We start from the raw sequence: 25,079 nt of genomic DNA on the forward strand, positions 1-25,079 counted from the left end.
AAAATAATTACAATACGGATTTCAATTGGTCATTGATTTTTGATAGTGTAGCCGTGATTTGTTCACTGTCTTCTGTATTCACCTCATTGACCTCCATGGCTTCTACCATGCAGTCAAAGGCCACCATCGCCAACAGGTCCTGCCTGTCATCTAAACCAAATTCTTCTCTATATCTCTTTAATTTATCATTAATCAATTTACCCGCACGCCTGATTTTCGCCTCATCCTCTGCCTTCACTTTCATAGGGTATTCCCTATCGCCTATTTTGATTCTTATCGAAAGCGTATCCATAACTATTCAGACAGGTGGGTAATGATCTTATCGATCTCTTTTATATAATTATCTATTCTATTCCGTAATTCAGCAGACGCTATGTTCTCTACCGGTATGTTGTTTACAATTTTACTAATTTTAATTTGATTTTTAAAATGGTCCAATGAAGCCTCCTTTTCCTGCAGTTCCTGCTGCAAGAGCCCTACTTGCTCCTCCAGGGCCTGCTTGTCCAACTCCAGTTGTTCAAGCTTTCTGGTCACCTTGTTGGTCAGTTGCTGCAGATGTTGGAGTTCTTCGTGAATCATCTTATCATTTTCTAATCAACGCCCCGATTTCTTTTTCGAATGATTTCATCAACCTGTTCATGGACTGATCGATGATCTTTTCCGTAAGTGTCTTGGTATTATCCTGAAGGTAAAAACTCAGTGCATAGGCTTTTTTACCTGCATCGATTTTATCTCCTTGGTAAACATCAAACACTCCAATATGCTTCAAAAGCTTGCCACCTGCTTTTTCGGCTACTTTTCGGACTGCATCGAAGGTTACCGATTCGTCGATCACCAATGACAAATCCCTGCGCACTTCGGGGAATTTGGAAATTTCCTCATATTGCTTCAGTCCGCTGGCTTTCTTCAACAGGTAATCCCAGCGAAGCGTTGCAAAAAGCACTTCTTGCTTAACTTCTGCCAAGTTGGTGATTTTCGATGACAATAGCCCTACTTTACCTATTTCCTTTTCGCCCATTTTAAGCTTAAGCGCATAATCATAGGGGGCTTCATGGATGATCTCCACCTCCGGCATACGCACGTTGAGCTTATCCAATAAACGCTCCACTACCGTATAGAGATCCGGAAAGCTCACTTTTTTAGAAGGCTCCAGCCAGCTCTCTGCCGCCTTGTTACCGGTCAAGAAAATGGAAAGGTGCTTCTCTTCCCGGTATCCTTCTGGCTCCTTGAAATACGCTGTGCCAAACTCGAAGAACTTAAGGTCAGTTTGACGTCTGTTGATGTTATGGGCCAATACTTCCAGTCCCGTAAACAGCAAACTTTGCCTCATCACCCCAAGGTCTTCACTGAGCTTGTTGTAGATCTCCACATTCTCTTCTTCCTTAAGAAAACCTGATTTGCTGGCATAACTTGGCTTGGTCAGGGAGTTGGTCATGATCTCATAATACCCCATGCCCGTAAGCAATTCCGAAACCCTATATTGCAATTTGTTGGTATCCGTGGCCGGATGCTCGGCCAAATATCCCGACTGATAGGTGTCCGACAGCGCGACATTTTCAAAACCATAGATCCGAAGAATCTCTTCGATAATATCCGCCTCGCGTGTCACATCCACGCGGTAAGGCTTGACAATCGCCGTAAACCCTTCTTCATTGGGTTCGCTCACCTTGATCTCCAGGCTCTCCAAGATGTCGTGAACGGTTTCTTTGGGGATATGCTTCCCGATCAAGCGATCGACATGAGCATACTTTACGTTCACCTCCATATCGGCAATAGGATTGGGATAACAATCCACCACCTCAGAAGTAATCTCCCCTCCTGCAATCTCCTTGATGAGCAAAGCGGCTTTCTTCAGTGCAAGAACAGGCATATTAGGGTCAGTTCCTCTTTCGAAACGGAAAGAGGCATCGGTCTTTAACCCATGCACCAGACTCCCTCTCCTGATGACATCGGGAGAAAAATAGGCACTTTCCAAGAAAATGGAAGTAGTCCCGTCATTTACGCCAGAATCCTGCCCTCCAAAAACACCGGCAATACACAATCCTCCTTTTTCATCGCAAATCATCAATTCTTCTCCAGTCAGTTTTCGCTCCTTCTCATCCAAGGTGGTAAAAGAAGTTCCTTTGGGTAGTTTTTTGACGATTATCGTATCATTGGCGACCTTGTCCAAATCAAAGGCATGCAGCGGCTGGCCAAGATCATGTAAAATGAAATTGGTAATATCCACCACATTGTTGATGGGCTCCAAGCCCAATGCCTTCAGGTAACTTTGAAGCCATTCGGGTGAAGGGGCTACCTTGATATTGGAAATGGTCAATCCTGCATACCGTGGGCAATCCTTGGCATCCTCGACCTGTACGTTCACAGGTCTCGAACCGTTATCCACCTTAAACTCACTTACGTCAGGCAATGTCAGTTCCCGACGAAGCAAGGCCTTCAAGTCTCGGGCCACTCCCAAATGGGAGGCAGCATCAGCTCGGTTTGGCGTCAGGCCAATCTCCACCACATCGGTTGTGGTTACGCGAAAGTAATCCCCGGCAGGAGTCCCGTTTGGCAAGTCCGTATCCAGCACCATGATGCCGTCATGACTTTGACCGAGGCCCAGTTCATCCTCGGCACAGATCATCCCTTGGGAAACTTCTCCACGGATTTTTGCCTTTTTGATGGCAAAGGTCTCTCCTTCGGGAGTCCCCAGCTCAGCCCCCACAGTGGCAACCACCACTTTTTGGCCTTGCGTGACATTCGGCGCCCCACAGACGATCGGAACCACTTCACCTCCCACATCCACAGTGGTCTTTTTCAGTCGATCCGCATTGGGGTGGGCTTCACAGGTAAGCACCTCTCCGATCACCACGCCCCGCAACCCACCGGCGATGGATTCAAAATGCTCTACTCCCTCCACTTCCAATCCGGACTGAGTCAGAAGTTCGGCAATCTTCTCCGTGCTTTCTTCAAATGGTATATAGTCTTTTAATCTATTGACAGAAATTTTCATGTATTCGGAATGATTTCTCTAAATTAAAGAGCAAATTTAAGATAATTGCCAATGGCTGAAAGCTTATTTCAAGTAATTTTTCTCCCCTGCTTTGATTGGAACATCTAAAATATTCTCTCGCGGTGGAATCGGACAAGCAAAATCCGGGTTATAAGCACAATAGGGATTGTAAGCCAAGTTGAAATCAATCGTAACACTGTTTATCCCGTCCTGTCGAAGATTCAGGTACCTTCCCCCTCCATAGGTAAGTTCACCGCTGGTCTGATCAGCAAAGGGCAGAAAAAAATTCTTTTTATCAGGTTCATCCGCCGCTTGTAAAAGCAGCAGCCGGCATGACTTTCCGCCCAGCTCAAAATCCACATAGCTGTGCTTCAGGTACGTCTCCATCGACCCGTCAGTCATGGGAATTTCCAAGAACTGTTTTTGCTGGAGGGGCACCATCCGCGCGCGGACTTTGTATTTCTCGTCCACAGGAAAACAAATTAAGGAATCAAAGGCCAATTTTTGCGCATCCGTCAGGGGAGATTCTTCGTTATACCTTAAAAATTTATACTGTCGCTCTCGCTCGTCCAGAATTTCCTGGCGGTAATCTCCACTGTCTTGACCGCCAAAAAACATATAACCTACTGAAATCAAAACGACTAACCCCACTACGCCCCATAATATCTGCTGTTGTTTCATTTAATTTTAGATCATTGATTCATCTGCGAAGCTAAAATAACCAACATCTGTGAAAATTAAATGATCTATGATCGGCAACTCCAATTTCTTTCCCAATTCGACCAAAGTCTTGGTCAATCTCTCATCCGGCCCTGAAGGTTTGCAGGTACCAGAAGGATGATTATGGGCTTTATGTAAAGCTTTACATAAAGCCCATTATGTGAAGTATATGATTATGTAAAGCGCTGGGTGTAAACATTTGATTTTTTGATAGTTAACAAGAGTTTACTTTACATAAAAATACGCTGTCTTCCTTTTGTTAAAGAGCCTGGTCATTTTATTTAGGGGTAGTATTCACCAAAAAAAATGATCATGAACAAGCATTTCACAGAGTTCAATGAACTCACCAACAGTGCAGGTAATTACCTTGAACAGAAGCTCTGTTATTCATTAAAGACATCCTATGAATATGCGAAGGTCTGGAAACGGCTCAGAGAATTTATGTTTTCCAATGGTTTTAGTCATTATGATAAGTCAGTAGAAGAGCAGTTTTTACGGTTTAATTTTAAAAACAAAAGTTGGAAGGATCTGACTGTCAGTCAAAGAGTCACTTATAATGGGCTGAAGATGCTTACCGAGTATCATCAGACAGGCAAGATCAACATTCCTTCACTGCCAAGTAAATATCCACTGGACTTTAGGGGCCCCATTGGTAAAGTTATTCTGGATTTTTTGAGGCGCAGACAGCAAAGGGGGATGTCCAGAAGCAGTCTCCACAATTATCAAAGACATTTATATGAATTTATGGAGTACTGTGAAAAGCGAGGTATTGGCAGCGTTGGGTATATTGATCTGCCCTTACTGCTTCATTTCATAAACCAGTACAACTGTGATAAGAAAACCGTAATGATTGTCTTGATTTCGACCTTACGGATTTTCCTGCGGTATCTGTTTAAGGAAAACCTTACGGCTATTGACTATTCTTCTAAGGTCCCAAGATGTAAAAAAGTTACCCAGCCCAAGATACCTTCCCTCTATTCAAAGGAAGAAGTAGAAAAACTGATTGCATCAGTAGACAGATCAAGCCCTACCGGGAAAAGGAACTATGCTATTATCATGCTTGCCGCCAGGCTCGGGCTCAGGGCTTCGGATATCTCCAGATTAAAATTTAAAAATTTACATTGGAACACCAGTACGATTGAGATTGACCAGGTAAAAACAGGGAACCCATTACAGCTCCCCTTGTTGCCAGACGTTGGCAATGCCATCATCGATTATTTACAATACGGACGTCCTGTTTCAGAAGAACCCCATGTGTTTTTAACAGGAAGGCCGCCATACGGTTGTTTTACTACTAGCAACGTGGTTACCCATGTTGTTCAGAGAGCGATAATAAAAGCCGGTATTGACACCAAAAACAGAAGGTTTGGTCCCCATTCATTACGGCATAGCTTGGGATTCAGAATGTTGGAAAAAAGCACTATGCTCCCCGTTATATCGGAGGTTTTTGGTCACAAAAGTTCAGAGTCCACAAGGTTTTACCTCCGGATCGATCTAACCTCCATGAAGCAATGTATGCTGGACGTCCCGCCTGTACCAACAGAGTTTTATCAGCAGAGAGGAGGTGCGTTTTATGGATAAATGTTATCACAGTGTATATGGCCTGCACATAAAGCAGTTCATACAGACCAAGAGAAAACTGGGGTTCAAGTATGTGACAGAGACTTTTGCGCTATCCAAAATCGATGATCTTGCAACACAAACGAGGCAGACATCACAAGGCATCACAAAGGCATTCGCCGACATGTGGGCTGAAAAGCGACCCAACGAATCCAGAGGATATCATTATCATAGAATGCTGATGTTGGTACAACTATCCTCCTATATAAATGATATAGGGATTGAATCATATATTCCAAAACTTCCCCGCTTTCCCGAGAATACGTTTATACCATATGTATATTCACGGGACGAGATTGCCATGCTATTTAAGGCATGTGATGAATTAAGGATGCAAATTGCCCACAGGGAATCCTGCTTGTTTTGCATGCCCGTCCTATTGAGACTACTTTATGCAACAGGAATACGCATAGGTGAAGCGCTTGATTTAAAAGATGAGGATGTCAATCTGGAAGACGGGTATATCCGTATTCAGGATTCTAAGAATAAAAAGCAGAGAGCCATTCCTATATCAGCTTCTTTGAACTTGGTATGTAAAGAATATCTTTCTTACAGGGCATGGCTTCCTTATAAGAACTCAACAACCGGATTTTTCTTCGTAAATGTCAGTGGTAATAAGTGTGGCCAGGGTTTTCGGAAATGGTTCAGAAAATGTTTAGAACATGCCAATATCCCATATTTGGGAGAAAAACATGGGCCGCGTATACATGATCTACGGCATACTTTTGCTGTCAACTCTCTTGCCGGTATGGCAGAAGCAGGAATCGATCTGTATGCCTCGCTACCGATATTGTCCAACTATCTTGGGCACCAGTCAATAGGAGCAACTGACCATTATGTGCGGTTGACAGCTTCAATGTTCCCGGACCTGATCAGGGATATGGATAAAACGTGTATTGATGTCTTTCCAAAATTCAGAAACTATGGGGCCGACTGACTTTGCAAAGCATATCTCAGACTTTATCTCAAAATACCTTCCCAATGAAAATGGGGCTAGTCTCAATACCATAACTGCCTATAGAGATACATTCGTATTACTGCTGTCCTTCATTGAAAAGCATAGGAAGGTGAAACTGGAAAAGCTGACATTGGATTACATCACAAAAGAAACAATCGTCGCATTTTTGGATTGGATACAGAGCGAAAGGAAGTGCAGTAACTCAACCCGCAATTTACGGTTGGCTGCTATTCATTCCTTTTACAGGTACTTGCAATATCAACACTTGGACAACCTTTACGAATGTCAACGTATCTTATCCATTAGATCCAAGAAAACAGCCAAAGACAGCATCAAATACCTAAGCGTTGAGGGTATCAGGCTTCTGTTACAGCAACCCGATACAACAACCAGGAAAGGCAGGCGTAACCTTGCTTTATTGGCATTAATGTATGACACAGGAGCAAGGGTCCAGGAGATCATTGATCTGACACCATCCATGTTACGGCTCGACAAACCTGCCACCATCAAAATCATTGGAAAAGGCAATAAAGCAAGGTTAGTTCCAATGCTTGATGCACAAACAGTACACCTTAAAAACTATCTGAAAGAGTACGAGTTGGATAGTCCTTCGGCGAAACTGTACCCTCTTTTTTCAAACAGTAAAAAAGAAAAACTGACACGCGCAGGAATCAATTACATTATCCAGAAGTATGTAGGAATGGCAAGGAAAGAAAATAAGCTGATGATACCTTTAAAAATCACTTGTCATTCCTTCAGACATACAAAGGCGATGCACCTCCTTCAGGCGGGTGTTAACCTGGTCTATATCCGTGATATACTGGGACACGTCTCTGTGCAGACCACAGAAATTTATGCCAGAGCTGACTCCAAACAGAAACGCATTGCCCTGGAAAAAGCATATGAAGACGTAAATCCAGGTGAAAAGGCTGTATGGCTTAATAATGAGAATCTTATCTCTTGGCTCAAAAGATTCTGATATTTTTATGTAAAGTGATTCTTGATTAATCCTCATAGTATCAGGTTTTTACAGGGATTACTTTACATAATCATATACTTCACATAATGCACCAAGATCATCGAAGATGCCCCATGTTCCAGCCCAGCCTTAAACACTAGCTTGGGGTCCACGACCGTCCCGCTAGTCCCGCCTTTGCTGATCATTGCTTTTCGGATCACGAAATTGGCACGCGTCAGGAGCAGTGCGTAAAAATATTCTACCGGTTCATCCATTAGCTCTGGCCTCATCAGCTCATATACCTCTTCGGAACAGGTGATTTTCGATCTTTTGGGTACTTCTTGCAGTTTTCTCCGCCGGCCCAGCTCTAAGGCACTGACGATGGTGATGGCCTTAGCTTCACCAATCCCCTTGAATTTCATCAGGTCTTTAACCGACAGTCGTGCCAAAGCAGCCAAGTTATGGTCCACACTTCCCAATATATGCCTTGACAGGTCCACCGCACTCATGGAAGCGGTACCTGACCCGATCAAAATCGCAATCAGTTCAGCATCCGTAAGGACGGCCTTTCCCTTTAGCTGAAGCTTCTCCCTAGGACGGTCCTCTTCGGCAAGTGAAGAAATCTTAATTGATTGATAAATCTCCATGTTAAAAAAGTTTTGGTGACACCTAAATCCTGTTCAATACCCTTTTAATTTATCGAAAAAAATTTGCGATGAACAACGCTCACCCCATAATCCAACCCCACTTACCAATAAATGGTTAAAACATCCCTAACTTGGTTTTTTTGATCTGTTTACCGCATGAAAGCTGTGATTGGTTTATGCCGCTCGCACTTCTTCGAAACACAGCCATACCCCTCAAGCCTTCCCAAATTCAGGGTCAGGCGATATTTATTTATAAGAGGGGTGAATTTCTTTAGTTATCAGTACAATGAAACGCTACCAAGGCTCTAAGACACAAAGCAATTATAAATTGGCACGGCACCCAGTTGATGTATTTGGGACTTTGGGGCATTGTTATTCATGCGTGGTTTTACCATTAAACAAACTGCCTGTCCCCAGACTTTTACGCTTGCCTCCGAACTATAATTTACCTCAAGCCTTATAATCTTGAGGCACAACAAAAAAAGCCTTGTCGCTGGGCGACAAGGCTTTACAAAAGTCTTTATCTATCCACACTATTATCCTAGTGCATTCACAAACTTCGCAAGACTAGACTTCTTGTTAGCTGCGTTGTTTTTATGGATAATGTTCTTCTTAGCAAGCTTATCGATCATGGAAGAAACTTTCTTGAACAACTCCTGAGCTTCCACCTTATCAGTAGTGTGTCTCAATTTTTTAATGAAAGTCCTCGTAGTCTTAGCTTGATATTTGTTTCTCAAACGCTTGGCTTCGTTTGCACGAATTCTCTTAAGAGCTGATTTGTGATTTGCCATATCTTATTTTTGCTTAAATTTCTTTGATTTCGCCACTGTCCATTAATAGGAGTGCAAAGTTAACTGTTTTATTTATAATCACAAAAGGATTATTCAACTAAGCACCAGAAAGTTTTCAAACTCATCTTAATTCACCTCCTGAAACTCCTTAATTAACCGCAAATGTAATCATTTTCACTTTTCTATTCTCGATAAATTCATTAAATTTCTTTATGAAACGAATAATACTTTTTTGCTCCTTACTACTATTTGCTTTCCAATGTTTTGGATTTTGGGGTTTTTACGCACACAAAAGGATCAATCGACTTGCCGTATTCTCCCTTCCACTGGAAATGATCGGTTTCTACAAAGAGAACATTGCATACCTCACCGAAAATGCGGTCAACCCTGACCGGAGAAGGTATGCCGTAAAGGGCGAGGCTGAAAAACACTACATTGATGCAGACGTCTATGGAGACAGCGCTGTTTACACCTTACCCAGGTACTGGAGCGACGCGGTAAACAAATACGGCGAAGACAGTTTGAGAAAATATGGCATTGCCCCGTGGAATGTGCAGTTCGTAAAAACCCAGCTCACCAAAGCCTTCAAGGACAAAAATGCAAAGGCGATCCTTCGGCTTTCCGCTGATCTTGGTCATTACATTGGCGATATCAATGTCCCCCTCCACACCACCGAAAACTACAATGGACAGCTAACGGGCCAAGAAGGCATTCATGGCTTCTGGGAAAGCAGGATCCCAGAGCTGCTGTCGACGGACTTTGACCTGTTTATCGGCAAGGCTGCATACATTCCTAACACCCAAATGGCCGCCTGGGAAGCTGTCATCCAAGCCCATGAAGCCATGGACAGTGTCTTGCACTTCGAAAAGCAACTGAGCAAAAAATTCAGTGACGATAAAAAATACAGCTTTGAAGAGCGCGGAACCATTAACACCAAAGTGTATTCCAAACCTTTTACCATCGCCTATAACCAGCTGCTCGATGGCCAAGTCGAGCGGCAGATGAAACGATCCATCAAAATGATTGCCGACTTTTGGTATACTGCCTGGGTGGATGCGGGCCAGCCCGATCTTTCCCCTCTCCTAAACCAACAGCTTGAAGCCGACGCATGGGAAAGCTTCTCCACGGAGAAAAAAATAGAGGCCAGGGATCATGACTTTTAGCGCCGCAATCACAAAAAAAGGTGTAAGCATGGCCATTCACCCTTGCTTACACCTTTCTGTATTTGGGATTATTTCAGTGCGCCTTTTCAGGCAGACTTCAGATAGAAACGGATACTATTGGCAATCCGGGTAAAGGTATCCCTGAATTTGTCCTCATCTTCCTCTAGCAAGGTTACCCTAAAGCCCCGGAGATTGGAGCAAAAAGAACTCACCGGAACCACACAGATCCCTTCTGAAGCCAAAAGATTGTACACAAAACGCTTGTCATGCGGCATTTCATCTTCGTTGAGCCACTGTGCCAGATAGCCTTTTACCCGCACATCCTCCACCGGAAGATACTGCCGCTCATTGAGCATGGACTCGTCAAAGACGATGGTGTTGTAAAATGCCCCCTTGGTCTTGTTGAACTTTATCCCCGGGACATCTGAAAGCACCTCTTCCATAATCTGACTACGTTTTCCTATCCGCTCATTGGCATTTTTTCGATAAGGAACATATTCGGGATGGCTCATGATCTTTGGAATGGCCAGCTGGGGAAGCATGGTAGAACAAACCTCAATCATTTTGGCATTTTCCAAGGTGGTACAGAGCTTGTTAAATTCCTCCGATGCATTTTTATTGTAAAACTCCATCCAGCCACATCGTGAACCGGGCCAAGGAAACTCTTTTGATATCCCCTTCAAGGAGATCCCTGGCAAATCCCCGATCACCTCAGAAAGGGTAATCGCCTCATGGCCGTTGTATGTAATGTTTTGATAAATCTCATCGGCGATCAGCAGCAAGTTAAACTCTCTCGCGATGGCCACAAACCGCTCCAGCACTTCGCGGGGATAGACCATTCCCGTCGGATTATCGGGATTGATGATCAGCAACCCTACGATATTGGGATTATATTTCACCTTATTGTACAGGTCATCCATATCGGGGTACCAGCTGTTGTCCGGATCCAACCGATAGGTAATCGGAAAAGTATTGGCATGGGCCGCCTCGGCAGAGCTATGGGTAGAATAAGCCGGAGAAGGACCAATAATCCTGGCCGTGGGAATCAGAAACTGATACAGCTTGGCAATGGCATCTCCCAACCCGTTAAAGAACAAAATATCCTCTTCGGAAATCTGCACTCCCTCACGCTTGTTGTTTAGTCCGGCCAGGTACTGGCGGGTCTTGAGCATTCCCTTGGAATCAGAATAACCGTAGGTCTTGTCATCACTGACCAGCTCCTTGACGATATCCTTCATCCATACCGGAATGGTATTGCTCTTTTGGATGGGATCACCAATATTTTCCCAAGTGATCTCAAAGCCCAAACTTTCTATAATCTTTGCTTTTTTTACGATGCCCCTGATTTCGTAGTTCAGTTCATCGGCCCCTGGGGCCAGCAAAATCTGTCTGATCATAACGCTCCCAATCAATAATGCATTTTAAAATTTCCGCCAAAGGTAGGGAAAATAAATTCCCCAACCTTCTTCTGGCGGCCATAAAATTTGGCACATTTGCCCATTCACAAACTTTCTGTTAGTCTGATCACTTAAGTTTTTTGTATTTAATCCTTTTGGGATCCACGTCTCCGAGTCGCTTTCTTTTATTCTCCTCGTAATCGGTGAAGTTCCCTTCAAACCAATACACTTGGGAATCCCCTTCGAACGCCAATATGTGGGTACAGATCCTATCCAAGAACCACCTGTCGTGGGAAATCACCACTGCACAGCCCCCAAAGTTCTCCAAGGCTTCCTCCAGTGACCTCAACGTATTGACGTCCAAATCATTGGTAGGCTCATCTAACAAGAGCAGGTTCCCGTTTTCCTTCAGCGTCAGTGCCAGATGCACCCGGTTTCGCTCTCCACCGGAAAGCACGCCTACTTTTTTCTCTTGATCGGATCCTGAGAAATTAAACTTGCTCACATAAGCCCTAGCATTCATTTCCTTGGCTCCCAGCTTGATGTTTTCATTGCCTTCAGAAATCGTCTGGTAAACGGTCTTGTCCGCATCCAATCGATCGTGCTCCTGGTCCACGTATGCGAGCTGAACGGTTTCACCGACTTCAAAACTTCCAGCATCCGGCTTTTCATTACCGGTGATGAGCTTAAACAAGGTAGACTTACCCGCTCCGTTTGGTCCAATGATGCCGACAATCCCGCCTTGGGGAAGGGCAAAAGTCAAATCCTCGAAAAGCAACTTATCACCATAGGACTTCGAAACACCATTTACTTCGATCACCTTCGAGCCTAATCGTGGCCCCGGTGGAATGTAAAGTTCCAGCTTGGATTCCCGCTCCTTGGCATCTTCACCCACTAATTTTTCATAGGCATTTAAACGGGCCTTCCCTTTTGCTTGCTTGGCTTTGGGGGTCATTTTGATCCATTCCAGTTCACGCTCCAAGGTCTTCTGTCTCTTGGACTCAGACTTCTCCTCTTGTGCAAGCCGCTTTTGCTTCTGGTCCAGCCAGCTGCTGTAGTTACCTTTCCAAGGGATCCCTTCTCCCCTGTCCAGCTCTAAAATCCAACCGGCCACATTGTCCAAGAAATAACGGTCGTGGGTCACGGCGATCACCGTGCCTTTATACTGTTTTAAGTGTTGCTCAAGCCAATGGACCGATTCGGCATCCAAGTGGTTGGTGGGCTCATCCAGCAGCAAAACATCCGGTTCCTGCAACAGCAGTCGACAGAGCGCCACTCTTCGCTTTTCCCCACCGGAGAGATTTTCCACGACGGCATCACTCGGCGGGAGACGCAAGGCATCCATGGCCTTGTCCAGCACCACATCAAGCTCCCAAGCATTGGCCGCATCCAATTTTTCCTGCACCTCGCCCTGCTTTTCGATCAGCTTGTTCATGGCATCTGGATCCTCCATTACCGCAGGATCCATAAATTTCTCGTTGATCTCTTCAAATTCTTTAAGCAAGCCCACAGTCTCTGCTACCGCTTCCTCTACGACCTCTTTGACGGTTTTCTCGGGATCCAGCTCGGGCTCTTGCTCCAACATCCCCACGGAATATCCTGAAGACCAAGCCACTTCCCCTTGGTATTCAGTATCCATTCCTGCTATAATCTTAAGCAAAGAACTCTTTCCAGAGCCGTTCAGGCCTAATACTCCAATTTTAGCCCCATAAAAAAAAGAAAGGTAAATATCCTTCAACACCTTCTTTTGGGGAGGGTAGATTTTTGACACCCCGGCCATTGAAAATATAATTTTCTCGTCACTCATATTTATTTATTTTACCTTATGGTTATATTTATGATGGAACAAATATGGCAAATAATCGCCTTCTTTAGGATAAATGCATCTTAATTAATTAATTTGCACCAAACAAGCATTAGCCAACTTACCACCAACCTATTAAATCGAGATGGAGCATCCATACGGATACATTAAAGACGACAAAGTTTATTTAAAAGGTTTTTTAAATCAGGAGGACAGAGTGATCGGAGAGGTCAAGGAAAACGAAGCCTCCACCATCAAGTACTTTGAAGATCGGTTTGAACTAGCGAAGAAAAAAGTAGCTGACCTTAAAAAAGACATCGAAGAAAATCAAAACAAGGGTTCATTTCTGATGAAGCTCATCCATTTGAGAGAATCTTTGATGCAATACGATGCCTTGGGGGATTTTGTCCCCTTGATAAATGAACTCAACGAACAGGAAGAATTTCTGGATGAGATCATTCAGGCCAATCGCGAGCGTAATTTGGAAATCAAGCGAGGCCTTATCGAAGAGGCACGTGCGATCATGAACGACACTGATTGGAAGGAGACTTCAGAAAAATTCCGGGACATCAAACTCCGGTGGATAAAAACCGGCCCCGTATCGCCTGAGCTGAAAGACGAAATCGAGGAAGCCTTTAAGGAAACTACGGACACTTTTTTTGAAAATCGTAAAAACTATTTTGAAGGCTTGGCACTTCAAGCTGAAGAGAACATAAAAGTGTATGAATCCCTCGTGGAACAAGCCAGAGAGGCCTTCAACATGCAGGATGTCAAGCAAGCTTTTGAAATCAGTAAGCGGATCCAGAAACAGTGGAAGGAATCCGGAAAGGTTCCCGCAGAAAAAAGGCAGCCGCTATGGGATGAATTTTCCAGGTTAAACAACAAGATCTTTGGACGGTTTAAACGCACCATGCAAAACCGCCCACGACATGGGCAAGGTCATGGGCATGGCGGTTATAACCATCCTCCGCGCCTACGCCCTTTTGAAGTCGTCAAAAAAATAGAGAAGCTAGCTGAATCCATGCGAGACCTCTCCTTAGGGGATACCAGTCCTGAAAAAATCTCCAAGGCAAAACGACTGCAGGCCGAATGGAAATCACTACCTCCTAAAAAACCAAGGGAAGCACAACAATACTCGCGTTTGTTCGTCTTCTTTACAGATATTGTCTTTGAGAAATCTTTTCTGCATAAACTTGCAAGATCCAAATATGATAATTACTATGATATGGACGAGCAAGAGCAAAAGCAAGTCAAAATCAGTATCATGAAGGATCTGATCTCCCGGGATGAAAAAGAACTGGAAACCGTCAAGGAAAATTCCGAGAATTTCAGATCACATGAACCTGATTTCGAAACAATGTTGTATAGAAAAATCAGTGCGTACAAAAGGAAGCTTGATGTAAAAAATCATATTATTAAGGAACTTTCAAACAAATAATAAGTTACCGTTTTAAAAAATAAAAGATTTTATATTTTTGCTTCACCGTGTACAGCGGAAAAACTTAAAATGTAGACACTATGTATTGGACGTTAGAATTAGCATCTTACTTGGAAGATGCACCATGGCCAGCTACTAAAGATGAACTGATCGATTACGCTATTCGGACGGGTACTCCTCTAGAAGTAGTGGAAAACCTACAGGAACTTGAGGACGATGGTGAGCCGTATGAAAACATCGAAGAAATTTGGCCGGATTATCCAACAAAAGATGACTTCTTCTTTAATGAAGATGAATATTAAAAAAAAGCCCCAACAGGGCTTTTTTTTTCTTCTATACCCCAAGTACTGCTTTTAATTTGGCCATACCACTGCGGCTTACAGGAACGACTCCCCCGCCCCTAAGACGCAGGACATTTCCTTCCTTTTCGTACGGTTCCACACTGGTAATTTCGGCTATTCTTACGATATAAGATCGATGTACCCGCACAAAATCCCGTGGATCAAGGACTGATTCAAAAAACTTCAAAGTCCTGTTTTTTATATACTTGCCCCCCTTGCTGTGGATATTGACAAAATCATCATTTGCTTCTAAATACGCTACGTCACCGACCTGAATGACCTTGATTTCACCTTTTTCCTTAAGCACGATACGGCTAGCATAGTCCTCCTTGGATGAAAAATCCTTCGATAGCAGTAGTTTCTGTACCAAATCCCCGTTTTCTCTCATGGAAAATTTATGGATCGCCTCCTCAAACCTCGCCTGGGAGAAAGGTTTCAGCAAATAATCCACCGCATGGCTGTCAAATGCCTTTACCGCATATTCATCAAATGCCGTTGTAAAAATAACGGCCATTGGATGCTCCAACAGCTCCAGCAGCTCAAAACCATTGATGCGTGGCATCTGAACATCCAGAAACAAAAGGTCAGGCTCATGCTGCTGGATGGCCTTCAGCCCTTCAAATCCGTCATGGCAAACTGCCACCACTTCAAAATCCGAAAATGCCTCCAGGTACTCCTCCACCAGTTGTGTGGCCAACGGTTCATCGTCTATAATGATGGTTTTGATCATGCTCTTTTACCAATTGGTATGTTTAAGTTCACCGTAAACAAGGAGGCGTTTTTATCCACCACCAACAAATCATGCCTGCCAAACAAAAGGTACATCCTTCTTTTGACAGATTCAAGGCCGAACCCCTTGCCGTTGGAATTGGCCGCTGAAGGATCATAGGGATTGCTGATCATCACATTCAAATAACTTCCGTGCAGCTGGATGGCCAATTTAATAAACACCTCATCTGTACGTCCGTACACCCCGTGTTTTACGGCATTCTCCAACAATGGCTGGATCAATAAGGAGGGCAATGTCATCGTCTCCGCTTCCTCCGATACGGTAAAATCCACCTTCAACCGGTGTCCAAACCTTACCATTTCAATCGCCATAAATAACCGAAGGTACATTACTTCTTCCTCCACACTTACCCATTCCAGCTGATTTTTACGAATTGTCCCTCTCAAAAACTCCGATAACTGGAGCACCATCTCACGGGCTTTGTCAGGCTGCCGCTTTACCAAAGCACTGATGGAATTTAAGCTATTAAACAAAAAATGAGGCTGAAGCTGCTGCCGGAGATGGTAAAGCTCCGCTTCCTTCGATAGTTTGTCGATCATTTCGGCTCGCTTCCTGGCCTCCAGCTGATCCTCCAACAGGCCACCAACGATCAAAAGCCCCGTATATGCCCCAAAAAGCAAAAGGACAAAAAACCCTCTCACTAAGCGCACTTCCTTCAGAAACAACAAATAATCTGTTTTGGATTTCATTAAGCGCTCCAAGGCAAATTCACCTAAAAAAACCAGTGCTATTCCCAGCACCACAGGTACCGCTACCCATAACCAGGAATTGTTTTTTTTGGGTTGGTAAAAACGAAAAATGTTTTCCAGCAGCATCACCCCGGAAAAGGTCAAGAGCACATACAAGAGGCTATCAACCAGGCTTACCCCAAGATCAACCCCATAATTCACCAGCAAAAAGGCATTTACACTGCCCAAAATGGCCAATATCAGGATCAACCTCACCCATCCATAAGAAGTCTTCAGCAGCCTACTGACCATCCCTTCCCTCCGTTAATAGGATTTGATCTCCAATCCACCAAACAAGACCGTTCCGGTGATGGTCAGGACTTTATTGGATTCCCCTGTTGACTGTGGATACATCCGTTTGTCCTCCACACCAGCAAAGATATTGGTAACGCCCATCTTGAGGTCCCAGTGAGGAGGCATCAGGAGCTTCACTCCGCCAAAAGCCACCTCAACGCTTAATACGGCGTTTTCAGACAAATCCGCCTGGGTTAGATCAATCTCTGTCCCGCCAAAGATGGCGGACACCTTGCCTCCTTTGAAGTTTTTGGAAAGTATCCGTTTTTGGATACCACAGAAAAGTGCTTGGGAATTGATCATGTCAGTATCCACGGAGCTAAAGCCCCCTGAGCATCCAGCATTGCCTTTGTCAGAAACGAACGTTTCTCCTTTGCCAGGGCCATCCCCCACAGGAGGAGGAGTCGAACTTCCGCCAGACCAATTGGTAAAATCCGCGAAAGCCTTCCTGTTTTTGGTGGCCAGCAAAAACAATCCCAATATGATCAATCCTCCCGGGACAAGGTAACGCTCCAATTCCCAAGGAATATTCAATTCATTTTTAAGGAGAAAAAAGCCTCCAAAAAGAAGCATAAAAAAGCCAAAACCGCTTTGAAAGTTATGTTTGGACAAGGTAATAAGTCCAATGGCCACAAAAATCATTGGCCAACTAAATATCCAGCCCGGTACCGATACCCCCAATTGTCTTACCAGCAAGAACATGCCTACCGCTAGTACTATCAGTCCCGTAGTGGTCCTCCCACCATCACCACCTCCAAATGTCTTTTTCATAGTCAAAGTAAATTAGTTCATTATCCAATATGATGCTAAAACTACTTCAACTTATTAAAATATAAGAGATCTTTTAGGTCATGGGCTATAAAAACTCGGTAAACGGAGGGATTTCACAGGTAAACCACCCCTTATCACAGAACTTCCCTTCTGATCACACAGAAACCCACCTGTCCCACTTGAACGGTCTTTCTAGGATTGCCTTTGGAGCAAAAACTGCGCGTACTCCATGTCCTCTGGCGTGGTGATCTTAATATTCTCCGGATTCCCTGCAATAAGGTGAACTTGCCATCCCTGGTGCTCAAAGACCGTCGCATCATCGGTAAAATGATGCAGCTCGGTCACATCAAATGCCTGCTTGATCATCTTTAGTGAAAAAGTCTGAGGAGTCTGCACCAACCTGAAATATTGACGTTCCTGATAAAAGGACTTGTTCTCATCGGTAAGCTTACGAATCGAATCCTTAAGCGGCACCACCGCTACTGCACTGCCGTGTACTTCCGCCTTTTCAAAGCTTAGGGCTACCACTTCTGGGGCCACAAAAGGACGCACACCATCATGGATGGCCACCAGTCCTTCCTCCCATTGAAGACTGTCTAGGCCATTTTTGACCGACTGAAAACGGGACTTCCCTCCCGCCACCACTTCATGGGGAACCTCAAACCCAAACTTTTCACACAATTCTTCCCACAGGGCAAAATCAGTTTCCGGTATGACCAGTACAAGGCTTATGGCCGAATCCAATTGATAAAAAACTTCTAGAGTCCGCATCAAAACGGGCGTTCCACCTATTTCCAAATACTGCTTTGGTATCGGCGAACCCATGCGAGTACCTCTTCCTCCTGCTACAATAATCGCTGCTTTATTCATAAAACTCGTTTAGCTTTCGCCCGCAAAAGTAATGGTTTCTATCATCCCCCATGTTTAGGAAGTATTATCGTTTGATGAAGGTTATATCAATAAAAAAGGCGCTGTAAAAGCGCCTTTCTTTTTTTACAATATCAACATGGCGTCTCCGTAAGAGAAGAACCTGTATTTTTCTTTAACAGCTTCCTTGTATGCCTTCATGATCAAATCATATCCGCCAAATGCTGCGGTGGTCATCAGCAAGGTAGACTCCGGCAAATGAAAGTTTGTGATCAGTGCATTGGCTATTTTAAATTCATATGGAGGAATGATGAATTTATCGGTCCAGCCACTGGATGGTTTGAGCCTGTTGCTGGCCGTCACGGAAGATTCCACTGTTTTGAGAGAAGTGGTGCCTACAGCCACCACACGCTTTTTGGCATCAATGGCATCATTCACCAAGTCTACAGTCTTTTCGGGAATATCGTAATTTTCCGAATCCATTTTATGTTTGGTAAGATCTTCCACATCCACTTGACGGAAAGTCCCCAAACCAATATGCAAGGTAATCGGCGAAACCTCTACCCCTTTAATCTCCAGTCGTTTCAGTAAATGGGGCGTAAAATGCAATCCCGCCGTAGGTGCTGCCACAGCTCCCACGTGCTCAGCATAGATCGTCTGATAACGCTCCCGATCTTCCTCCTCTACTTTCCTATCAATGAACTCCTTCAAAATAGGCGTCTCACCCAATGCATCGATGGTCTTATAGAATTCTTCGTCCGTACCATCAAACAAAAAGCGAATGGTACGTCCACGGGAGGTCGTGTTATCGATCACTTCCGCTACCAGATCACTGTCTCCAAAATACAGCTTGTTTCCCACACGGATCTTCCTGGCAGGATCTACCAGCACATCCCACAGCCTAAGCTCTTGGTTCAGCTCCCTCAACAGGAACACTTCGATCTTTGCGCCCGTTTTCTCCTTGTTTCCATAAAGCCGGGCAGGAAATACTTTCGTATTGTTGGTTACGAAGACGTCACCTTCATCAAAATACTCAATTATATCTTTAAAAACCCTGTGCTCTATCTCACCTGTGTCTCTGTGCACTACCATCAGACGGGATTCGTCCCTGTTGTCAGATGGATATAAAGAAATGAGTTTTTTCGGAACTTCGAATTTGAAATCTGATAATTTCATATGTATTTTTAGAGAAATATGATGAATATTTTGATTCTACGATTACGCTCGTAAAAACCGCAAAGTTAATAAGAATTATAGCGAAATCTACCTATATTGTCAAATAGTTTTTAAACAAAATTTTATCAGGTGATCATTTTCAAACTCATTTGGGAAAGTTTCCGGTTTGCACTACAAGCTTTGAGGTCCAACCTAACACGAACCGTACTCTCGCTGTTGGGGGTCACCATCGGAATTTTTGCCATTATTGCCGTCTTTACCTTAGTAGATTCCTTAGAAAAGAACATAAAATCCAGCTTTTCGTTCCTTGGTACCAACGTTTTGAGGGTGGATCGGTTTCCTTTTTCGTCTGGCCCGGGAGAATATCCGTGGTGGAGATATTTCCGAAGGCCTCCGGCCAACTATAGTGAGTTTGTGTTTCTAAAAGAACGATTAAAAAATGCCGAAGCCATTACCATCTCAGCATCTGCTTCCGCTACGTTAAAAAGGGGCAGCAGTTCCTTCGAAGGGGCCAATTTGGAAGGGGTGGTATTTGATCATAAAGAGGTCTATGACGTCCCTGTGGTGGATGGACGCTTTTTCACAGAACTGGAAATCACTGCCGCCAGAAATGTCACCGTCCTCGGCGCCAAAATAGCCAATGCACTCTTCCCTGAGGGAGATGCCATCGGCAAGGAAATGAAAATCAAGGGCCAAAAATTCATGGTCATCGGACTCTTGGAAGAAGAAGGCGAAGGGCTCTTTGACCTTCCTTCCAAGGATGATGCATGCCTGATTCCTTTTGGCTCATTCGGTAAAATGTACTATTTGGGCCGCTGGGGTATAGAGCCAACTATCGCTGCCAAGGGAATGGACAGTGACAGAGGTTTGATCGCACTGGAAAATGAAATGACGGGATTGCTGCGGGGCAAAAGAGGGCTAAAACCTACCGAAGAGGACGACTTCGCACTCAATAAATCGGAATTTATCCAAAATGCCATTGGGGCCATCTTCGATGTCATCAGTATCGCCGGAGCCGTCATTGGTGGTTTTTCCATCCTGGTAGGTGGCTTTGGCATCGCCAATATCATGTTCGTCTCCGTCCGCGAGCGCACCAATATCATCGGCATACAGAAATCACTGGGAGCCAAAAATTACTTTATCCTGCTACAGTTTTTGTTTGAATCCACCTTCCTCAGCCTCTTTGGAGGACTGACCGGACTGGTTTTGGTTTTTGCCATCACCTTTATCCCCTTGGGCTCTCTCGAGATATTCATGTCTGCTAAAAACATGGCCCTGGGCATAGGACTTTCCATGGTCATAGGCATGCTGTCGGGGGTTGTTCCCGCAGGAATTGCCGCCAGAATGGATCCGGTGGAAGCAATCAGAACGAATTGACCAGTTTATCAATACCTCACAGGACCGATACTGGATTTAAAAATCACTAGAACTTAGCAAGGTGTACGTGGTACCACCTACCCTGTCACGGGACCGCAAAAATTGAAGGTCGACCGCCTCAATCCGCTAAAGTTAAGGAAAGTTCACCTTGATAGTTATCCTGAACGGATCTGTCTATTTGCCAGATCGAGTCGAAGAATGACGTAGCGCCAAGGATCATTCCCACTTGACTTCCTACTTCAAAAAGGGAAAAGGCCACCTTAACAATTTAAGGTGGCCTATTTTACAGTAAATCAATAATTACATTAATGGCTATTCCTTTACGGCCTCTTCCTCGACTTCACCACCGAGGCCCGCTTTTGCTTTGATCTTGACCTCAAGTTCCTCCATTAGCTCAGGATTGTCCAAGAGGAGATTTTTCACTGCATCGCGTCCTTGGCCTAGTTTATTGCCATCGTATGAAAACCAAGAACCTGCTTTTTTGACAATGTCAAACTCCACGCCAAGATCGATGATCTCGCCCACTTTGGAGATCCCTTGGCCATACATAATGTCAAATTCGACCACCTTGAAAGGAGGGGCGACTTTGTTTTTCACCACCTTTACTTTGGTACGGTTACCGAGGACATTATCCGCACTCTCTTTGATCTGGCCGATCCTTCTGATGTCCAGCCTAACAGAAGCATAGAATTTCAGCGCATTACCACCAGTGGTGGTTTCCGGGCTACCGAACATCACACCGATCTTATCCCGCAGCTGGTTGATAAAGATACAGGCACAACCAGTTTTATTAATGGCGCCTGTCAGCTTTCTGAGCGCTTGAGACATCAGTCTCGCCTGAAGCCCCATTTTGCTATCGCCCATCTCACCTTCCAGCTCGCCTTTTGGCACCAAAGCTGCCACCGAGTCGATCACGATGATGTCCAAGGCGCCCGAACGAATCAAATGCTCGGCTATTTCCAGGGCTTGCTCTCCGTTGTCCGGTTGAGAAATCAGCAGGTTTTCAGTATCGATCCCCAGTTTTTCTGCATAAGATTTATCAAAGGCATGTTCAGCATCAATGATTGCTGCCATTCCACCTTTTTTTTGTGCTTCGGCGATGCAATGCATGGCCAGTGTGGTCTTACCGGAGGATTCTGGTCCGTAAACCTCGATGACCCTTCCCTTGGGAATACCTCCTACACCCAAAGCCATATCCAATCCGAGTGAACCCGTAGAAATGGTTGGAACATCCACTACCGAATTATCACTCAACTTCATGACCGTACCTTTGCCGTAGGTCTTTTCCAACTTATCCAAGGTAAGCTGAAGCGCTTTTAATTTTTCTGTATTTTCACTCATATACTCAAAGAATCCAAGGTATGTTAAAATATTATGTGAAAGTAAACATTCGCCAACTCAATATCAACTTTCATCACAACCATTGTTTTGTTAAGTCGTTTTATTAAATTAGGAATTTGTATTATATGGTGACAGTAGATTTGGTATAACTTTTGAATTTAGACTAAAAAAGTAACATTTCATATATGCCCTTAATCATAAGATTATTTTTAATTCAATGCTTTATTGTTGCCATCTATCCCGCCACGTACGGCCAACAATTCTCTAAGCCCTACCAAGCAGGCGAGGAGCTCACTTTTAAGGTAAAATATCTTTTCTTTAACGCTGCTGAAGCGAAGATGATCATAGACGACCAGATCCACGAGGTAAACGGCCGTCCTTCCTATAAAATCGATGTTTATGGCAAAACCTTAAGTATTTTTAGCATATTTAAGGTAAAGGACAATTGGGGCACCGTTATGGACACGGCCAAAAACATCCCTTACCGTTCTTATCGGCATATTGAAGAAGGCGGGTACCGCAAGCACGAGGTCATCGACTTTAACCATAAGAAAGGCACGGCTACGGTCAAGGAGTACGATAAGGAAAACAGGAGGGTAAAATCAACCAAGGAATTTGACATTCAATCTGAAATCCAAGATATCGTCAGTGGATTTTATTATATGCGCCACCTCGATTACAGGCTGTACAAAAGAGGTGATATCATCAACATTAAAGGTTTCTTCGATGAGAAGACCTATGATTTAAAAATGGTGTACGAAGGCAGGGACAAGGTGTCCACCAAAATCGGAGATTTTGACACCATTGTCATCTCTCCAGTGATGCCCAGCAACAAGCTATTCAGTGGGGAGAATCCTATTAAGATGTGGATCACAAATGACAAAAACAGGATTCCGATCAAAGTCGAAGCTGAACTGGTCGTGGGATCACTTAACATGGAAATAACACAAGCTAAAGGTTTGCGTAATAAATAAGTAACGGTGTCATAACATTAATTTAACAAATTAAAGTTTTTACAAAACATTCTATTGGACATCTAGCCTTTTTCCTTAAATAAAGTTATTTCTTTTGATAGTTTTTCTAAATTAGCGGTGCTTTAAAGAACATTAAACAAGGAAAGTCAAATGAGTGACAAACCAAAAATCAAAGTTCTGGTAGTAGATGACGAACCGGATATTATTGAAATTTTAACGTACAACCTTGAAAAGGAAGGTTATGAAGTCGCTTCCGCAAGTGACGGAGTCAAAGCTGTACAGACTGCCGGCAAATTCAAGCCAGATGTTATCCTGCTGGACATCATGATGCCCAACCAAGACGGGGTAGAGACCTGCCGACAAATCAGGGACATGGAAGAATTGAAAAACACCTTCATCATCTTCCTGACGGCCCGCTCAGAAGAATATTCCGAAGTAGCTGCTTTCGATGTAGGGGCAGACGATTATATCACAAAGCCCATCAAACCGCGCGCTTTGGTCAGTAGAATCGCCGCACTCTTCAGAAGAGAGTCCAAAAAAGAACAGGAAGTTTCCCAGATCAAAATAAAAGACCTTACCATAGACAGAAGTAGTTTTACCATCGACCAAGACGGCAAAACGATTACCCTTCCGAAAAAGGAATTTGAACTGCTTTACTTCTTGGCCAAAAATCCCAACATGGTTTTTAGCAGGGACGAATTGCTCCAGAATATCTGGGGAGCGGACGTATTTGTCTTGGCCAGGACAGTAGATGTCCATATCCGAAAAGTAAGGGAAAAAATAGGCGAAAATTATATCACGACCGTAAAAGGCGTCGGATATAAGTTTGACAATAACTAAACTATGCTTACCACATCCAGGGGAATATCGCTTGTACTGGCTTTTGCTATATCTGCCCTTACGGTTGCTTTCCTCTCTTTATTGGACGATGCCACCCCAATGCTACTGACTGTAGCTTGGGGGCTGACCATCGCCATCTCCTACCTCCTCATCAACCTCACCTTGGAATTCCTGATCTTCAAGGAAATCAGTAATATCTACAGTGCATTGGAGAAGATCCAGAAAAAAGACCTGTCCGGAATTGCGGACAAACCGCGCAGGACTTCCATTTCACCCCTAAGGAAAATCAACAGCACCATTAACTCCTATGCCATTGCCAAAAACAAGGAAATCGAAACCCTGCAGCGCAATGCAGCTTTCAGGAGAGAGTTTGTCGCGGACATTTCCCACGAACTGAAAACACCGATTTTTGCTGCCCAAGGCTATGTCCACACCCTGCTGGATGGTGCCGTGGAAGATGTGAATGTAAGGGACAAATTCCTGAAACGGGCTGCCAAAAGCCTGAACAACCTGGACAATTTGGTCAAGGACCTGCTTACCCTAAACCAAATGGAGAGTGGGGTTGTCAAATTCAACTATGAGGTCTTTGACATGATCCCGCTGATCGAAGAGGTCATGGAACAATTGGAAAATAAAGCAGAAAAAAGGCATATCAACCTCCGCTTTAAATACAATCCGGAAAAGTCCTATATCACCAAAGCGGACAAAGATAAAATCTACCGAGTATGCCAAAACCTTATCTCCAACGCCATCAAATACAATCATGAAGGCGGGGAAGCCACCATCCACCTCAAATCTACCAAAAACCACATCAAGGTAGACATCAAGGACAATGGCCTCGGCATTCCACCGGAAGACATCAAACGCATTTTTGAGCGTTTTTACAGGGTGGACAAAAGCCGCTCACGGGAAATGGGAGGCACGGGCTTAGGATTGGCCATCGTGAAACACATCTTAGAAGGCCACAAAAGCAAAATATCTGTCACCTCCACTGTCGGCAAAGGGTCCAGCTTCAGCTTTACCCTACCATCAGAAAAAAAAGCAGCCCTCCAAGAAAAATAGCGTTCTCCCCTCCTCCACCATTCGCTA

At 44.2% G+C, this 25,079-nt stretch carries 23 protein-coding genes and 2 pseudogenes; 10 read left to right on the forward strand and 15 right to left on the reverse strand.

The features are described 5' to 3' along the window. Positions 1–7: 7 nt before the first annotated feature. The 5 genes and pseudogenes from ECHVI_RS00105 to ECHVI_RS23190 form a co-directional block, all read right to left on the reverse strand. Positions 8–292: a cell division protein ZapA gene (locus tag ECHVI_RS00105; RefSeq protein WP_015263893.1), complete on the reverse strand. Its 285-nt coding sequence runs from the start codon at positions 290–292 to the stop codon at positions 8–10. Positions 293–294: 2 nt separating this feature from the next. After that, a complete protein-coding gene (locus tag ECHVI_RS00110) occupies positions 295–579 on the reverse strand; it encodes a hypothetical protein (protein WP_015263894.1) in 285 nt (94 codons plus the stop codon). Positions 580–583: 4 nt separating this feature from the next. Next, a complete protein-coding gene (gene pheT, locus ECHVI_RS00115) occupies positions 584–2,995 on the reverse strand; it encodes a phenylalanine--tRNA ligase subunit beta (protein ID WP_015263895.1) in 2,412 nt (803 codons plus the stop codon). Between the two features lie 63 nt (positions 2,996–3,058). After that, complete coding sequence (locus ECHVI_RS00120; RefSeq protein ID WP_015263896.1) at positions 3,059–3,676, reverse strand: DUF1684 domain-containing protein; 618 nt, start codon at positions 3,674–3,676, stop codon at positions 3,059–3,061. Between the two features lie 6 nt (positions 3,677–3,682). Further along, positions 3,683–3,844: pseudogene (locus tag ECHVI_RS23190) on the reverse strand (JAB domain-containing protein); the annotation flags it as partial. Positions 3,845–4,027: 183 nt separating this feature from the next. Here ECHVI_RS23190 and ECHVI_RS00125 point away from each other — a divergent pair. The 3 genes from ECHVI_RS00125 to ECHVI_RS00135 are packed head-to-tail and all read left to right on the forward strand — an operon-like array spanning position 4,028 to position 7,272. Continuing rightward, on the forward strand, positions 4,028–5,296 hold the full coding sequence (locus ECHVI_RS00125) for a site-specific integrase (RefSeq protein WP_015263897.1): 1,269 nt from the start codon (positions 4,028–4,030) through the stop codon (positions 5,294–5,296). After that, positions 5,289–6,272 (forward strand): tyrosine-type recombinase/integrase, encoded by a 984-nt coding sequence (locus ECHVI_RS00130; protein ID WP_015263898.1) that lies wholly within the window; start codon positions 5,289–5,291, stop codon positions 6,270–6,272. The genes ECHVI_RS00125 and ECHVI_RS00130 overlap by 8 nt, the downstream gene beginning before the upstream one ends. Continuing rightward, entirely contained in the window at positions 6,259–7,272 is a 1,014-nt protein-coding gene (locus ECHVI_RS00135; RefSeq protein WP_015263899.1) for a site-specific integrase, read from the forward strand. The genes ECHVI_RS00130 and ECHVI_RS00135 overlap by 14 nt, the downstream gene beginning before the upstream one ends. Positions 7,273–7,358: 86 nt before the next feature. Here ECHVI_RS00135 and ECHVI_RS00140 read toward each other — a convergent pair. Then, positions 7,359–7,898: pseudogene (locus tag ECHVI_RS00140) on the reverse strand (JAB domain-containing protein); the annotation flags it as partial. Positions 7,899–8,434: 536 nt separating this feature from the next. Then, on the reverse strand, positions 8,435–8,689 hold the full coding sequence (gene rpsT, locus ECHVI_RS00145; protein WP_015263901.1) for a 30S ribosomal protein S20: 255 nt from the start codon (positions 8,687–8,689) through the stop codon (positions 8,435–8,437). Between the two features lie 212 nt (positions 8,690–8,901). Here rpsT and ECHVI_RS00150 point away from each other — a divergent pair, with 212 nt between their 5' ends. Beyond that, positions 8,902–9,852, forward strand: a complete 951-nt coding sequence (locus ECHVI_RS00150) for a zinc dependent phospholipase C family protein (protein WP_015263902.1) — start codon at positions 8,902–8,904, stop codon at positions 9,850–9,852. 86 nt (positions 9,853–9,938) lie between these two features. Here ECHVI_RS00150 and ECHVI_RS00155 read toward each other — a convergent pair whose 3' ends face one another. Further along, on the reverse strand, positions 9,939–11,246 hold the full coding sequence (locus ECHVI_RS00155) for a pyridoxal phosphate-dependent aminotransferase (protein WP_041739222.1): 1,308 nt from the start codon (positions 11,244–11,246) through the stop codon (positions 9,939–9,941). Positions 11,247–11,376: 130 nt separating this feature from the next. Then, positions 11,377–13,056, reverse strand: a complete 1,680-nt coding sequence (ettA, locus tag ECHVI_RS00160; protein WP_015263905.1) for an energy-dependent translational throttle protein EttA — start codon at positions 13,054–13,056, stop codon at positions 11,377–11,379. 142 nt (positions 13,057–13,198) lie between these two features. Between ettA and ECHVI_RS00165 the strand changes: the two genes are divergently transcribed. Then, positions 13,199–14,491: a DUF349 domain-containing protein gene (locus ECHVI_RS00165; protein ID WP_015263906.1), complete on the forward strand. Its 1,293-nt coding sequence runs from the start codon at positions 13,199–13,201 to the stop codon at positions 14,489–14,491. Between the two features lie 80 nt (positions 14,492–14,571). Next, a complete protein-coding gene (locus ECHVI_RS00170; protein WP_015263907.1) occupies positions 14,572–14,793 on the forward strand; it encodes a DUF2795 domain-containing protein in 222 nt (73 codons plus the stop codon). A 31-nt stretch (positions 14,794–14,824) separates the two neighbouring features. Here the strand turns inward: ECHVI_RS00170 and ECHVI_RS00175 are convergent, their stop codons facing one another. The 5 genes from ECHVI_RS00175 to queA all read right to left on the reverse strand — a co-directional run bounded on the left by ECHVI_RS00175 (position 14,825) and on the right by queA (position 19,458). Then, the gene (locus ECHVI_RS00175) at positions 14,825–15,562 is read right to left on the reverse strand and encodes a LytR/AlgR family response regulator transcription factor (RefSeq protein ID WP_015263908.1); all 738 of its coding nucleotides are present in this window, start codon (positions 15,560–15,562) and stop codon (positions 14,825–14,827) included. Beyond that, positions 15,559–16,602, reverse strand: a complete 1,044-nt coding sequence (locus tag ECHVI_RS00180; RefSeq protein WP_015263909.1) for a sensor histidine kinase — start codon at positions 16,600–16,602, stop codon at positions 15,559–15,561. The genes ECHVI_RS00175 and ECHVI_RS00180 overlap by 4 nt, the downstream gene beginning before the upstream one ends. A 12-nt stretch (positions 16,603–16,614) precedes the next feature. Then, the gene (locus tag ECHVI_RS00185; RefSeq protein ID WP_015263910.1) at positions 16,615–17,415 is read right to left on the reverse strand and encodes a LiaF transmembrane domain-containing protein; all 801 of its coding nucleotides are present in this window, start codon (positions 17,413–17,415) and stop codon (positions 16,615–16,617) included. 192 nt (positions 17,416–17,607) lie between these two features. Further along, positions 17,608–18,285: a 2-C-methyl-D-erythritol 4-phosphate cytidylyltransferase gene (locus ECHVI_RS00190; RefSeq protein WP_015263912.1), complete on the reverse strand. Its 678-nt coding sequence runs from the start codon at positions 18,283–18,285 to the stop codon at positions 17,608–17,610. Positions 18,286–18,408: 123 nt separating this feature from the next. Beyond that, a complete protein-coding gene (queA, locus tag ECHVI_RS00195; RefSeq protein WP_015263913.1) occupies positions 18,409–19,458 on the reverse strand; it encodes a tRNA preQ1(34) S-adenosylmethionine ribosyltransferase-isomerase QueA in 1,050 nt (349 codons plus the stop codon). A gap of 129 nt (positions 19,459–19,587) precedes the next feature. Between queA and ECHVI_RS00200 the strand changes: the two genes are divergently transcribed. Continuing rightward, positions 19,588–20,835 carry an ABC transporter permease gene (locus ECHVI_RS00200; protein WP_015263914.1) on the forward strand — a complete coding sequence of 416 codons (1,248 nt, stop codon included), beginning with the start codon at positions 19,588–19,590 and terminating at the stop codon, positions 20,833–20,835. A 312-nt stretch (positions 20,836–21,147) separates the two neighbouring features. Here the strand turns inward: ECHVI_RS00200 and recA are convergent, their stop codons facing one another. Next, the gene (gene recA / locus ECHVI_RS00205) at positions 21,148–22,176 is read right to left on the reverse strand and encodes a recombinase RecA (RefSeq protein ID WP_015263915.1); all 1,029 of its coding nucleotides are present in this window, start codon (positions 22,174–22,176) and stop codon (positions 21,148–21,150) included. Positions 22,177–22,361: 185 nt separating this feature from the next. On the opposite strand from recA, the gene ECHVI_RS00210 reads away from it, so the two are divergent. The 3 genes from ECHVI_RS00210 to ECHVI_RS00220 all read left to right on the forward strand — a co-directional run bounded on the left by ECHVI_RS00210 (position 22,362) and on the right by ECHVI_RS00220 (position 25,052). After that, entirely contained in the window at positions 22,362–23,150 is a 789-nt protein-coding gene (locus ECHVI_RS00210; RefSeq protein WP_015263916.1) for a DUF3108 domain-containing protein, read from the forward strand. A gap of 150 nt (positions 23,151–23,300) precedes the next feature. After that, positions 23,301–23,990, forward strand: coding sequence for a response regulator transcription factor (locus ECHVI_RS00215; protein ID WP_015263917.1), 690 nt, complete (start codon positions 23,301–23,303; stop codon positions 23,988–23,990). Positions 23,991–23,993: 3 nt separating this feature from the next. Beyond that, entirely contained in the window at positions 23,994–25,052 is a 1,059-nt protein-coding gene (locus ECHVI_RS00220; RefSeq protein ID WP_015263918.1) for a sensor histidine kinase, read from the forward strand. Positions 25,053–25,079 lie beyond the last annotated feature (27 nt).

This window comes from Echinicola vietnamensis DSM 17526, from assembly GCF_000325705.1.
Lineage (GTDB): Bacteria > Bacteroidota > Bacteroidia > Cytophagales > Cyclobacteriaceae > Echinicola > Echinicola vietnamensis.